Here is an 11,946-nt window from a genome sequence, read left to right on the forward strand (position 1 = left end):
CAAGGGCATATTCCTATCCTTTAAAAACAGCTTTAAATCTCCATTTAACTTCCAAATTTTTTTAATAAATGATATTATAGGAGTATTAAAAGTATGGGAGGAAATAATTGTGAGTAAGAATGATTTAGCAAATGCATTAGGTTGGGGAGTAATTGTAATTGGTATTATAGGAAGTTTTATTGCAGGTAATGCATACAGATTAGTGTCATATAACAGTAGTGGATATGTTAATGGATCTTATAATTTTGGCGTTGCAATTAGTGGTATAATAGCAAGTATTCTATTTGGTATTATATTCATTTTTATTGGAGAAATCTTGACTACTGAATATGAAAATAGAGATAAAATCGCATCCTTATATGATCAAATGAATAATAAATGAAATAAAGATAGTATGTAGATATTTTATATTTATGATAGAACGAGCGAGGATTAAATCCCCGCTCTTTTTGTTGTATCAAAGACGATACTACCTTTTTGTATAGGAGAGATGTTATAGCTTTTATTCATATAAACAACTTCTGACTATAAAGGATGTGAGTTTGCTAGCCGCAAAACAAACAACTGGAAGTATGTGGAGATTCGAGAGCAAAAATTGTGCTGATTTTTTCTCGAAGGTTTTTGAGACCCTCATAATTAATTCATATGTTCAGATTTTATCAGTATTAATTTATACGTAACCCTCAGCTACGTTTTAAATATAATAGTTCCACTATCTTTTATATCAGAATATAATAATAAAAAGATTAAAGGAATTAATATGATATATGTTGTAAAATCAAATGATACTTTATTTAAAATTGCTGAAAGATTTAAAACTACAGTTCCTTCCATTTTAGATGCGAATATAATCTGCAATCCAGATTTTATCGCAGAGGGTGAGCCTTTGCTAATACCCGATGACATATCCAAATCAGATATTCCTAAGGCAGGGGCTGGTCCATTTTATATTACCAGACCTGGTGATACGTTAGACTGTATAGCAAATCAAGTTGGAATGTCAACTGAATTATTAGCTATAATAAATAACATACAAAATTCCAATGTCTTATACAGTGGAAATGAATTGTTAACCACTGGCTTATATTATGACAACCCAGAAGACCTTAAAAGATTATGGGAAACTACTCCGGGCGACGATTGTTTTATAAACGGTATAGCTGATCATGGAATTTATTATCTCGGTTCATTTCAATGGTTAGCTTATGGTGAGGCATCTATACAGCCTTTATTAGAGTTATTAGCAAATCCATGCGAAGATGTACGGTTAAATGCAATAATCAGCCTTGGGAGGCTTGCTCTTAATGGCAAAGTGTTGAAGGCTTTGATTCCATTTACTAAAAATGAAGATTATATATCAGATTTTGCTAAAATTGCGATAAGAAGAATCGGATTAAAATCTATGGGATTAGATAGAGTCCATATCACTATGAACAATTCGTACTTATCAACAGAATCAGATACAATAGAAGTGCCAAAGGGATCTGAGATAGTAGTATTGAAATGGTTTGTCCCCAATTTAGAAGAGGAGGGACCAAGAGGAGGATATCAAGTTTATGATTATGTTCAAATTGTAAATACAGGTCAAACTGGCTTTTTTCCTCGTGCGGGAGACGCAGCAATTACTTTTATATAGTATCTTTTATAGAAGGTAAAAAATACTTGGACTTGTGTCTACATATTACTGACACAAGTCCAAATCGATTTTAGTGTAAACTATGATATCTTTTTAAGTGTATTTAAAATATCCGTTGATCTTTCCCTGCTAGATTTGCTGTATGAAACTTGAACGATAGAAATTACCTTATGATCTTCTACATAACTATAGAAGTCAATATAGGCAGAGTTATATAATAGATATTCTCTATAATACATATAAAAATCGCCTAATTTTTTATATGAGGTACTAACTTGAACGGCTTCATTTTGGTAATCCTTACAAAACTGAGTTTCTGCTTGAAGTCCATAACCCCAAGGATTTAGGTCTGATTCGATATTAGCAAATCCCAAATTAATATAAAAATCTTCAGATTCAATGGAAAAATTTTCATCTGTTGTATTAAATGCATCTGTAGTCACTTTTGTCGGAATATCTACTGAAAACCCAATATCTTCCCTTATAAATGCTTTTGTATTTTTATAATCTATTGTGCCGGGATTCATACATTTCCCGGAGGTATCAAATGTATAGCTGGCACTGTTGATATCCTGTGTAATATTTGCCAACATAATGCCGTTATCATCTAGATAATACCAGTTTCCCTCATCCTCAACCCACTGATTGGATATATAAGTACCAAATAAATCATACTTCCATTGTCCACTATCAACCTGTACCCAATTTGCAAAGGCTTCCATTGAAAACAGGAAAGAAATACATGCTGTAGTTAATAATACTTTTAATTTTTTCATAGCTCCCCCCATAATTATGTTATTTATATCTTATTATACAAAAGATGGTAATAGGACGCAATGAAAGATATACAAGAATTATTTGAGTAATGAATTAACTTCGAGTAACGTAAATCGATGCCTCAGTCATATTTTATTCGCCAAATTCAGCGTTTTTTCCACAAATATTTCCTTTATTTGATTGACGGAGCCAATTTATGCTAGTAAAATAAAAACAAATATACAAGAGGTGGGGCATTATTTATGGATAACAGAAATAGCATTTTGACAGACACACTTCCGGATCAGGCTATTTTCGCACTGGATATCGGAACCCGGAGTATTATCGGCATGGTAGGCATGCCGGATGGGGAGAGAATTCATATCGTTGCCATAGAGAGGGCCGAGCATACGAAGCGTGCGATGATTGATGGACAGATTGAAGACATAGAGCAGGTCGCAAAAATCGCAGGACAGGTAAAGGACAGGCTTGAGAGAAAGCTGGGCTGTAAGCTTAATAAGGTGTGTGTGGCTGCAGCAGGAAGGGCGCTTCGTACAGAAAGTGTTACCTTTGAGATGGAGCTTTCCAGAGCCCAGAAAATTGATGCAGAATCCGTCAGCAAGCTGGAAGCAGGAGCGATCAGTGAAGCTGAAAAGATGTTTATGGACCGGGAAGGAAAAGATTCTGACCGGCAGTTTTATCTGGTAGGTTATACCGTAAGCCGATATTATCTGGACAACTACATGATATCCAACTTAATCGATCATCATGGACGTGTATTAAAGGCTGATATCATCGCCACCTTCCTTCCAACAGAGGTGGTGGAGAGTCTTTATTCCGCTATGCATAAGATCAATTTGGAAGTAGCAAGCCTCACGTTAGAGCCCATTGCTGCCATCAATGCGGCAATTCCCCAGAATATCCGTCTGTTAAATCTGGCAATGGTGGATATTGGCGCAGGAACCTCAGATATTGCCGTGTGTCGGGATGGAAGCGTGACCGGATACACTATGGCTATTCTTGCAGGGGATGAGATAACAGAATCCATTATGAAAGAATATCTGGTGGATTTTGAAACCGCAGAAAAGATAAAGGCAGAGATAGACGAGGCAGAAGAGATCCAGTTTACTGATATTCTTGGATTTGAACAGACCATTACCAAAGACTCAATTTTTCAAAGTATCCAGGAGGCCTCCTCAAGGCTTTGCGAAGAGATATCTGAAAAGATTCTTGAAATCAACGGAGGAATGCCATCAGCAGTATTCCTGGCCGGAGGCGGTAGCCGCTTGTCAGGGTTAAAAGAAGGTATCGTAGAGCATCTGAAAATAGATTCCAAACGAGTTGCCATTGCAGGTAATAATTTTAAGATAAATGCATTTTCCGAGGAGTACGATCTGGAAAATCCAGAGTATGCAACTCCCCTGGGTATCGTTATTTCCGCAGGCTTTAACATTATAAATGACAGTTACCGGATTGTTTTAAATGACCGTCCGGCTAAAATATTTAGAAATGGCAGCTTTACAGTAATGGATGTGCTTATGATGAACGGCTACAATTATCAGGATATGATTGGCCGTTCCGGACAAAATCTGGTGGTTTCTGTAAATGGAAAAAGAACTATATTTTATGGAGAAAAAGCAGAGCCATCTGTATTAAAGGTCAATGGAGAGGAAGCCCAGCTTTCTGATCCTGTAAACTCAGAAGACTGGATCGTATTTGTACCAGCCACCCATGGAAAAAGTGCTAAGGCCAAACTTTCCGATGTAACAAAACTTGGCCCGGATAAGCTGATTTTTATAAATGAGGAAAGAATACATTCCGATATCCCACTTAAATCCGGTGACAGTATTACGATAGAAGAAGTTATAGAAGATGAGGATCTGTCCATAGAAGAGGACGAGACAGATGTCATACCTGTACCTGGAATTCATTCCGCTCCGGCTGAGATGAAGTCCACATCCATACATCTTGAACCGGTTTCGGAATCTCAAAACAAGGAGGAAGTAAGGGGAGAGCTTACTGTTTTTCTCAATGAAAAACCATTAACACTGCCTCCGAAGCCTGACAACCAGCCTTATTATCTCATGGACATATTGGAATATTCCGGTCTTGATTTTAAGAATCTGACCAGACAGGTTATGCTAGAGATTAACGGAGAGAGCGGATATTTTCAGCAGGAATTACATAGCAGAGACAGTATTAAAATTTATCAGGTATAGAAAATTCACAATTTTTCCGCACTCCTATGGAGACAAAAGAGAACTCGAAAAAATAAGGAAAAAATTGATAAAAAGTTGTTCTAAAACTCACATCTTAAGTATATCAGCATAAAATACATTACAAGCCTGATAAATGAGGAGTAAATATAAAATGAGTTGTAATAATTGGAATAACTGCGGATGCAGTAATAATAACTGGAACTCCAACTGCTGTACCAGCAACGCCAGCAATAACTGTAAACCAGCTGTCAGCGATGCCAACATGAATGCGTGCTATCGTCAGGGTTATGCAGCCGGTTTTAAAGATGGTTATGAGACAGGATTCCGTGATGGCTTCTGGACAGCAACTGGTTGTACTAAAAATACAGTTATGGGTGATACCGATACGAACTGCAGCTGCAGATAATCCATCATAAATAAAAGATTCCGGTTCCCTTTATGGGAGCCGGTTTTTTATATTAGGAAACTACGTCCTATCACATGAAAAATTATGACTAAATAAAAACACCATTGTTTGGCAATAATGTACATTGAAAAAGTATGTGCAATATGTTAACATATATACAAGTCATTAAGTTTGTATACAAATAATAAAGTTTGAATACAAACTCGTTTACAGCAATGACGAAATAACTGACCAAAAAAAACACAGGAAAAGGAGAATTGAATCATGAATAAGGATTACTTAACAAGCCAGTTTTCCCTTGAAGGAAAGGTAGCCTTAGTAACAGGTGCTTCCTATGGTATTGGATTTGCCATTGCAAAATCTCTTGCAGAAGCAGGCGCTACCATCGTTTTTAATGATATTAAACAGGAATTAGTAGATAAGGGCATTGCTGCCTATAAGGAAGAGGGCATCACAGCTCACGGATATGTTTGTGACGTTACCAGCGAAGATGGCGTTAATGCTATGGTAGCTCAGATTGAAAAGGAAGTAGGCGTAATCGACATTCTGGTTAACAATGCAGGTATCATCAAGCGCGTTCCTATGATCGAGATGTCTGCAGCAGACTTCAGACAGGTTATTGATGTTGACTTAAATGCACCATTTATCGTAGCAAAGGCTGTTATTCCATCAATGATTAAAAAAGGTCACGGAAAGATTATCAACATCTGCTCCATGATGTCTGAGCTGGGTCGTGAGACTGTTTCTGCTTATGCAGCAGCTAAGGGCGGTCTTAAGATGCTGACAAAGAACATTGCTTCTGAGTACGGTGAATTCAACATCCAGTGTAACGGCATTGGACCTGGCTACATCGCAACTCCTCAGACAGCACCACTTCGTGAGACTCAGCCAGATGGTTCCAAGCATCCATTTGACCAGTTCATTCTTGCAAAAACTCCAGCAGGACGTTGGGGAGAGGCTGAGGACTTATCCGGTCCGGCTGTATTCCTTTCATCCGATGCTTCCAACTTTGTAAATGGACATATTCTGTACGTAGATGGCGGTATTTTAGCTTACATCGGCAAGCAGCCGCAGTAATCAGATTGATTTTTAATGGGGGCAGGCTTCGATGGTTTGCCCCTGTTTTTTTTAATGCTGATAATATAGAGGACGGAGAGAGATCCATGGAAGGAAAAACAAAGACCTATAAAAACCGTGGTGAGCTGGTGTTTGAGACTTTAAAACAGGAGATTTTAGACCTGGAATTAAAGCCTGGACAGATGATCGGTGAAAATGAAATATGCGAACGTTTTGGCGTTTCCCGGACTCCGGTCAGGGAGGCTGTACGAAGACTGCAGGAGCAGGGCTTTGTCATTTCCGTACCGTATTCCGGAACTCAGGTAACCCTTTTAAACCTGGATAACATAAAGCAGATGATCTATATGAGGGTTGCTGTTGAAACTATGGTGATGCGGGATTTTGTGGAAATGGCTACTCCCATGTGGATGGAAGAAGTCCGTTATTTAATCCGAAAGCAGCAGGCGCTGATTCAGGAAAAGGGATTTGAACCGGAGCAGTTTTACCGTATGGATGCGCAGATGCACGCCATCTGGTACCGGGCCACAGGTAAGAATAAGCTGTGGGACATGATACAGGCTCAACAGTTACATTATACAAGGTTCCGTATGCTTGATTTTGTAACTGAAACGGATTTTACCAGAATCATAAGAGAACACACAGAGCTGTTCGAGCTTCTGGAAAAGAAGGATATAGAGGGCCTGGAACGATCTTTAAGAGAGCATCTGTATTATAGCATGAAGAGAATGAAGTACCAGATTGAAGTAGAATACAAAGACTATTTTGAGCAGGAAGAGCAGGAGGAATTCTAATGGCTTCGGTTTCAATTGCTGTGAAAGATAAAGATGGCAGGGAAAAATCTCTGGCATCAGGAGAGAATCAGGCAATCCTCGTATTTGAAGGACAATATGAGGAAGGGGACGTAATCGTTCTTTCTACGGAAAAAACAGACGCCCATTATGTTGTCAGGATTGATGACTGTATGGACGAATCCCTGGTCTATATAACAAAGCGGGAAGTAACATATTTCATTCCCTTTGGGGAGAAAAAGGTATCCTATAATCCAAAAGCATTTACAGGAGAACGCCATTATCTTACCATACGGACTGCCACTTCGTATGAAGAGGAATCCTACCGGAATTTAGGAAAGAATGTAATGGACCAGCATGGGGATACTGGCTGTTACCCACATGCCTTTGCGAATGTAGAAACAAGAGGAGAAGCGGTATTTGCAGCCCGCAACGCCATTGACGGGGTTCTTGCCGGCGAATCCCATGGGGAATGGCCTTATGAGTCCTGGGGCATCAACCGTCAGGATGATGCAGAGCTTACTCTTGAATTTGGCCGTCCTGTGGATTTTGATACCCTGATTCTCTACACACGTTCGGATTTCCCTCACGATAACTGGTGGGTAAAGGCAACCTTTACATTCTCTGACGGGACATCAGAAGTAGTAGAAATGGAAAAGAGCAGTAAACCCCATGTATTTGAAATAAAGCGCGAACATATCACCTGGATACGGTTAAGCAATCTCATAAAGGCAGACGATCCATCCCCGTTCCCAGCTTTGACTCAGATTGAGGTATATGGAAAAGATTCTCAGTAAATAAGGTTAAAAAGTGTTGAAATGAGCCAAGCCAGGCAACGTTTGAGCACTTTTTTATTGTGGTAAATTTGAGAGAATATAGAAATACCTCTTTCCCTTTTGTATAGATTCAGTTAAAATAATGTCAGATAGAAAATTGACCACATAAGGAGGAAGCAGATGGAATTTTTGTTTTTAGAGCCTGTCTTTAAAGAGGCCATCTGGGGAGGCACCAGGCTGCGAGACGTATTTGGTTATGATATTCCTGGCGATACCACAGGAGAATGCTGGGCAATCAGCGCTCATAAGAATGGGGAATGTCAAATCGCAGGGGGAAGATACGATGGAAAGCTGCTGGGCAGTTTGTGGAAGGAGAGACCAGAGCTTTTCGGCCATTATAAAGGAGAGCAGTTTCCTCTTCTCGTAAAGATCATAGATGCCAGGCAGGACCTAAGTATTCAGGTTCATCCCGATGACGCATATGCCGGTATCCACGAAAATGGTTCCCTTGGAAAAACAGAATGCTGGTATATCTTAGACTGTGAACCTGATACGGAAATCGTCATCGGTCATTATGCTAAGGATAAGAAAGAGATGGAATCTATGATCCGAAGCGGCAAGTGGGATGAGTTTATCCGTAAAGTTCCGGTTCATAAAGGTGATTTTTTTCAGATCAATCCAGGCTGCGTTCATGCCATAAAGGGCGGAACCATGATTTTAGAGACCCAGCAGAGCAGTGATATCACTTACCGGGTGTATGATTATGACCGCTTGCAGGACGGAAAACCAAGACAGCTTCATATAGAACAAAGCATTGATACAATAAACGCACCCTTTGAAGCCGATGAGAGCAAACCGGTGACAGAGTCACTTGAGGGAGCAGATCACACTCATTTTGTAAGCTGTCCCTATTACTCCGTGGACAAGTATGATATAAATGGTGTATTTTCTATAGAGTTTCATAAGTATTTTACCAATGTAAGCGTGTTAAGCGGAAATGGATCCGTCAATGGTATCTCTGTTATGGCAGGGCAGCATTTTATTGTACCGGCAGAGAGTGGAGTGTGCAGATTTGAAGGAACGATGTCAATCATCTGTTCCAATCCAGAATAAGCAGGAGGAGACTATGAGACTTGGGGCATTAGAAGCAGGCGGCACAAAGATGGTTTGTGCCATTGGAAATGAAAATGGGGAAATATTTGAACGCGTATCCATACCAACAGAATCACCGGATGTAACCATGCCGAAGCTGATTGCGTATTTCGCTGATAAGGAAATTGAGGCACTTGGTATTGGCTGTTTCGGACCCATTGACTTAAACAGAAATTCAGAAACTTATGGCTGTATTACAACCACTCCAAAGCTTGCATGGAAAAATTATAATATCGTAAAAGCATTCCAAGACGCTTTAAGAGTGCCGGTAGGGTTTGATACCGATGTCAATGGCTCTGCCCTTGGAGAAGCTACCTGGGGAATTACCAAGGGGCTTCAAAACAGCATGTACATTACCATTGGAACTGGTGTTGGAACCGGAATCATTACAAATGGAGGGCTTCTTCACGGAATGCTTCATCCGGAGGGGGGGCATCTTCTTTTATCGAGACATCCAAAAGACTCCTTTGAAGGAACGTGTCCTTACCACAAGAACTGTCTGGAAGGACTAGCTGCCGGACCTGCCATCGAGGCCCGCTGGGGAGAAAAGGGGACGCAGCTGGCAGACCGCAAGGAGGTATGGGAATTAGAGGCCTATTACATCGCTCAGGCACTTGTTGATTATATTATGGTCATTTCACCACAGAGAATCGTTATTGGCGGCGGTGTCATGCATCAGGAGCATCTGATGCCGTTAATCAGGGAAGAAGTAAAGCGTCAGCTTGCCGGATATATTGATACAAAAGAGCTTTCTGATATCGATCAGTATATCGTATTACCAAGCTTAAATGACAATCAGGGAATTATGGGAGCGCTTAAGCTGGGACTGGACGAATATCAACTGGAAATGAAAGGTTAATTGCCATTTTTCTCCTAATGTAATTCCATTTCCTGTATGTTATCATATGTTTGTAACAGAAATGTAATCAATATGTAACATTTAAGGAGGATATTACCATGAAGAAGTTATCAACACTTGTTTTAGCAGCAGCAACCGTACTTACCGTAGCAGGTGTACCTATGACAGCACAGGCAGCAACCTGTTCCAGTCCAGCCGTTCGTTATTCATCAAACTGCAGCACACAGTACGGAAATATTAATGATTTATTAAACTGTTACGGAATAAAGGGAAGCAACTGCAATACTGGAAACAAAAATACCAGCAACTGCACAAAGGGTAAAACAACTTGTAATATCAATTTCAGCCAGTGTGGTTCTTTCGCAAGATTCTGCAGATAATTTAAATAACACATTATGACAGGCCGGACGGTAATCGTTCGGCCTGTTTTTTTGGGAAAATCATTTCCCGTTTACGATTTCCTCCAGCACCTGGATTAAGTCGTAAATGGTGTTAATCTGAACATTCCGCTCCAGAATCTCATTCTTTAGATCGATGGAAAGCGTTTCAAACTTTGCCTGAACGGCGGGAGCTATATAGGACATGGTCATCACCTCACCATTATACTGTGCACTTGTAAATCAATTATACATTATTTGATGATTCACATAAAATTTATGCTCCCAGCCATACTAAGATTGAGGTGATGGAAATGGACAAAAATAAAAAAGACAAGCACGTAATAAAAAATGAATTTGAAGTGCACAACAATACCAATGATAAGGGAAAAGTAGAAAATCAGAATCAGACCCATAATTCACGCAGGGAAGGCATGGGGCCTAATACGAAGAGAAGGTCGGATTAACAAGATGCATCCTGCAGGTCGTGCTTTTTATTATATAGGGGAGTTCGCAGAACTTTCCTATATAATAAAAAAAGGTGGAGGCCAGGATGCGTTGGCTTCCACCCTTTTGAAGTTCCATACTTATGATCGGGCAGTTTTACAAAACTTCTTACCGAAGGAAGGAGCACAAGGGCGTGCAGAAAATGAGTTGTTTATCTGTAGTAAGGCAGTAACGCGGCGGTTTTTACACTGGCCGTGTACCCCTCCCTCTCTGCTCGATAAGTTGTTTTGTAATAGTATTATATGTAGGAATCCTGTACTTGTGAACAAGCAGAATCTGTCCGTAAAAACAGCCGGTCATGAGAATGGACATGACCGGCTGTTTTATCTATTCTTCTTTGGCAGAAACTATATGGAGAGATGGTTTCTCATCAATCTCCAGAAGACCTAATTCCGATAGAATAGAGAGGGTTGCGATGGTAGCAAGCTCAACGGAAACGCTGACAGAAGCTGCTGTAACACATCCAATCAGTGCAGCAGTATCCGGAGTGATCTCCATGTGCTTATAGGAACTGCTGGATACGGTAGTGCTCACTTTTTCTATTACATAATCCATATTTTGATTGATTACTTTTGCTGTTATTTCTTTGGTCAGGTCATTAAGCTTTGGCATATGTATCAACTCCTTTTCTTATCTCTGGCCCAATCAGGCTCTTGACTAAATTTGAGCAATATTGCTGCCTTTTTAAGTGGCTGCTTACTAAGGTAACTACTTATAATATACCAAGACTGGAGATTCAAGTCTATATTTATTTAAAATCGTAACGAGAATTAAGCACCCCAAATAACTGGTAAATAAGATTGTTCTGATTTAAAGCTGGAATCAGGGGAGGAAGCCGGCAAAAGGGGGGAACTTCTGCCGGCTCTATGAAAAAAGTTATATGTAAAAGGTCTTTCACCTCTTTGTAAATATTAATATAGATGAAAACTGTGACGAGAATTTGAGAAAACTGTGAAGAGTCTGTGAAGGAGAAAATATCCCTACGATTCATTCTCTTGTTGATAGCTGGGATTATTTGAGATAAAATGATAACATTATAAGCTTTTATTCTATAAGAGACAAGATAAATGGATATGAGAGAGGAGACAGGTATTATGAGTAAGTATAATGAGTTATGGGAATATGTAGGCAAGAAGGAGGATATGTCTTTCAAACTAACATTCGCCCAAGTACAGGATATCCTTGGATTTGAGATAGATCATTCTTTTTTAAATTATAAGAAAGAGCTGATTGCCTACGGTTATGAGGTAGGTAAAATTTCATTAAAGGAAAAGACCGTTATCTTCAATAAGATAGTTTCCTAACCTCTGTTGCAAATAAATCAGTTCTTCTTTTTATTAGCGCTCCTAAGGAAATGAATTATAATTTTAAAAATAATAATAAATATTATTAT

15 protein-coding genes are annotated in these 11,946 nt (G+C 39.4%); 12 read left to right on the forward strand and 3 right to left on the reverse strand.

Features of this window, described 5'->3' with window-relative positions; translation table 11 throughout:
* The first annotated feature begins 109 nt into the window (after nucleotides 1-109).
* Both OW255_RS06380 and OW255_RS06385 read left to right on the forward strand, forming a co-directional pair.
* Nucleotides 110-382: a hypothetical protein gene (locus OW255_RS06380; RefSeq protein WP_268116049.1), complete on the forward strand. Its 273-nt coding sequence runs from the start codon at nucleotides 110-112 to the stop codon at nucleotides 380-382.
* 378 nt (nucleotides 383-760) lie between these two features.
* Complete coding sequence (locus OW255_RS06385; RefSeq protein ID WP_268116050.1) at nucleotides 761-1,636, forward strand: LysM peptidoglycan-binding domain-containing protein; 876 nt, start codon at nucleotides 761-763, stop codon at nucleotides 1,634-1,636.
* A gap of 80 nt (nucleotides 1,637-1,716) precedes the next feature.
* On the opposite strand, the gene OW255_RS06390 is transcribed toward OW255_RS06385, so the two are convergent.
* Nucleotides 1,717-2,412 (reverse strand): hypothetical protein, encoded by a 696-nt coding sequence (locus OW255_RS06390; protein ID WP_268116052.1) that lies wholly within the window; start codon nucleotides 2,410-2,412, stop codon nucleotides 1,717-1,719.
* A 243-nt stretch (nucleotides 2,413-2,655) separates the two neighbouring features.
* On the opposite strand from OW255_RS06390, the gene OW255_RS06395 reads away from it, so the two are divergent.
* The 8 genes from OW255_RS06395 (at nucleotide 2,656) to OW255_RS06430 (ending at nucleotide 10,049) form a co-directional block, all read left to right on the forward strand.
* Nucleotides 2,656-4,611: a cell division protein FtsA gene (locus OW255_RS06395; protein ID WP_268116053.1), complete on the forward strand. Its 1,956-nt coding sequence runs from the start codon at nucleotides 2,656-2,658 to the stop codon at nucleotides 4,609-4,611.
* A 151-nt stretch (nucleotides 4,612-4,762) separates the two neighbouring features.
* Nucleotides 4,763-5,017, forward strand: a complete 255-nt coding sequence (locus OW255_RS06400; protein WP_024836729.1) for a Yae1 family protein — start codon at nucleotides 4,763-4,765, stop codon at nucleotides 5,015-5,017.
* A 264-nt stretch (nucleotides 5,018-5,281) separates the two neighbouring features.
* Nucleotides 5,282-6,094, forward strand: a complete 813-nt coding sequence (locus OW255_RS06405; protein WP_024836728.1) for a gluconate 5-dehydrogenase — start codon at nucleotides 5,282-5,284, stop codon at nucleotides 6,092-6,094.
* An 86-nt stretch (nucleotides 6,095-6,180) separates the two neighbouring features.
* Complete coding sequence (locus OW255_RS06410) at nucleotides 6,181-6,885, forward strand: GntR family transcriptional regulator (protein WP_024836727.1); 705 nt, start codon at nucleotides 6,181-6,183, stop codon at nucleotides 6,883-6,885.
* Nucleotides 6,885-7,679, forward strand: a complete 795-nt coding sequence (locus tag OW255_RS06415) for a DUF7402 domain-containing protein (protein WP_268116055.1) — start codon at nucleotides 6,885-6,887, stop codon at nucleotides 7,677-7,679. The genes OW255_RS06410 and OW255_RS06415 overlap by 1 nt, the downstream gene beginning before the upstream one ends.
* A gap of 159 nt (nucleotides 7,680-7,838) precedes the next feature.
* Nucleotides 7,839-8,771 carry a type I phosphomannose isomerase catalytic subunit gene (locus tag OW255_RS06420; RefSeq protein WP_268116056.1) on the forward strand — a complete coding sequence of 311 codons (933 nt, stop codon included), beginning with the start codon at nucleotides 7,839-7,841 and terminating at the stop codon, nucleotides 8,769-8,771.
* Between the two features lie 13 nt (nucleotides 8,772-8,784).
* Nucleotides 8,785-9,669 (forward strand): ROK family protein, encoded by an 885-nt coding sequence (locus OW255_RS06425; RefSeq protein WP_268116057.1) that lies wholly within the window; start codon nucleotides 8,785-8,787, stop codon nucleotides 9,667-9,669.
* A 98-nt stretch (nucleotides 9,670-9,767) separates the two neighbouring features.
* Nucleotides 9,768-10,049, forward strand: a complete 282-nt coding sequence (locus OW255_RS06430; protein ID WP_024836723.1) for a hypothetical protein — start codon at nucleotides 9,768-9,770, stop codon at nucleotides 10,047-10,049.
* A gap of 60 nt (nucleotides 10,050-10,109) precedes the next feature.
* Here the strand turns inward: OW255_RS06430 and OW255_RS06435 are convergent, their stop codons facing one another.
* Entirely contained in the window at nucleotides 10,110-10,253 is a 144-nt protein-coding gene (locus OW255_RS06435) for a hypothetical protein (protein ID WP_024836722.1), read from the reverse strand.
* A 107-nt stretch (nucleotides 10,254-10,360) separates the two neighbouring features.
* Here OW255_RS06435 and OW255_RS06440 point away from each other — a divergent pair, with 107 nt between their 5' ends.
* Nucleotides 10,361-10,513: a hypothetical protein gene (locus OW255_RS06440; RefSeq protein WP_166429847.1), complete on the forward strand. Its 153-nt coding sequence runs from the start codon at nucleotides 10,361-10,363 to the stop codon at nucleotides 10,511-10,513.
* A gap of 367 nt (nucleotides 10,514-10,880) precedes the next feature.
* Here the strand turns inward: OW255_RS06440 and OW255_RS06445 are convergent, their stop codons facing one another.
* Nucleotides 10,881-11,165 (reverse strand): hypothetical protein, encoded by a 285-nt coding sequence (locus tag OW255_RS06445; RefSeq protein ID WP_024836721.1) that lies wholly within the window; start codon nucleotides 11,163-11,165, stop codon nucleotides 10,881-10,883.
* A gap of 482 nt (nucleotides 11,166-11,647) precedes the next feature.
* Here OW255_RS06445 and OW255_RS06450 point away from each other — a divergent pair, with 482 nt between their 5' ends.
* On the forward strand, nucleotides 11,648-11,857 hold the full coding sequence (locus OW255_RS06450) for a hypothetical protein (protein WP_024836720.1): 210 nt from the start codon (nucleotides 11,648-11,650) through the stop codon (nucleotides 11,855-11,857).
* The last annotated feature ends 89 nt before the right edge of the window (nucleotides 11,858-11,946 follow it).

It is taken from the genome of Lacrimispora xylanolytica (genome assembly GCF_026723765.1).
GTDB classification, from domain to species: domain Bacteria; phylum Bacillota; class Clostridia; order Lachnospirales; family Lachnospiraceae; genus Lacrimispora; species Lacrimispora xylanolytica.

What these genes read in the sequence shown, in the direction of transcription:
- OW255_RS06415 (WP_268116055.1), top strand. Translation starts at nt 6,885, where the DNA reads ATGGCTTCGGTTTCAATTGCTGTGAAAGATAAAGATGGCAGGGAAAAA.
- OW255_RS06420 (WP_268116056.1), top strand. Translation starts at nt 7,839, where the DNA reads ATGGAATTTTTGTTTTTAGAGCCTGTCTTTAAAGAGGCCATCTGGGGA.
- OW255_RS06395 (WP_268116053.1), top strand. Translation starts at nt 2,656, where the DNA reads ATGGATAACAGAAATAGCATTTTGACAGACACACTTCCGGATCAGGCT.
- OW255_RS06385 (WP_268116050.1), top strand. Translation starts at nt 761, where the DNA reads ATGATATATGTTGTAAAATCAAATGATACTTTATTTAAAATTGCTGAA.
- OW255_RS06430 (WP_024836723.1), top strand. Translation starts at nt 9,768, where the DNA reads ATGAAGAAGTTATCAACACTTGTTTTAGCAGCAGCAACCGTACTTACC.
- OW255_RS06405 (WP_024836728.1), top strand. Translation starts at nt 5,282, where the DNA reads ATGAATAAGGATTACTTAACAAGCCAGTTTTCCCTTGAAGGAAAGGTA.
- OW255_RS06440 (WP_166429847.1), top strand. Translation starts at nt 10,361, where the DNA reads ATGGACAAAAATAAAAAAGACAAGCACGTAATAAAAAATGAATTTGAA.
- OW255_RS06445 (WP_024836721.1), bottom strand. Translation starts at nt 11,165, where the DNA reads ATGCCAAAGCTTAATGACCTGACCAAAGAAATAACAGCAAAAGTAATC.
- OW255_RS06400 (WP_024836729.1), top strand. Translation starts at nt 4,763, where the DNA reads ATGAGTTGTAATAATTGGAATAACTGCGGATGCAGTAATAATAACTGG.
- OW255_RS06390 (WP_268116052.1), bottom strand. Translation starts at nt 2,412, where the DNA reads ATGAAAAAATTAAAAGTATTATTAACTACAGCATGTATTTCTTTCCTG.
- OW255_RS06435 (WP_024836722.1), bottom strand. Translation starts at nt 10,253, where the DNA reads ATGTCCTATATAGCTCCCGCCGTTCAGGCAAAGTTTGAAACGCTTTCC.
- OW255_RS06450 (WP_024836720.1), top strand. Translation starts at nt 11,648, where the DNA reads ATGAGTAAGTATAATGAGTTATGGGAATATGTAGGCAAGAAGGAGGAT.
- OW255_RS06410 (WP_024836727.1), top strand. Translation starts at nt 6,181, where the DNA reads ATGGAAGGAAAAACAAAGACCTATAAAAACCGTGGTGAGCTGGTGTTT.
- OW255_RS06425 (WP_268116057.1), top strand. Translation starts at nt 8,785, where the DNA reads ATGAGACTTGGGGCATTAGAAGCAGGCGGCACAAAGATGGTTTGTGCC.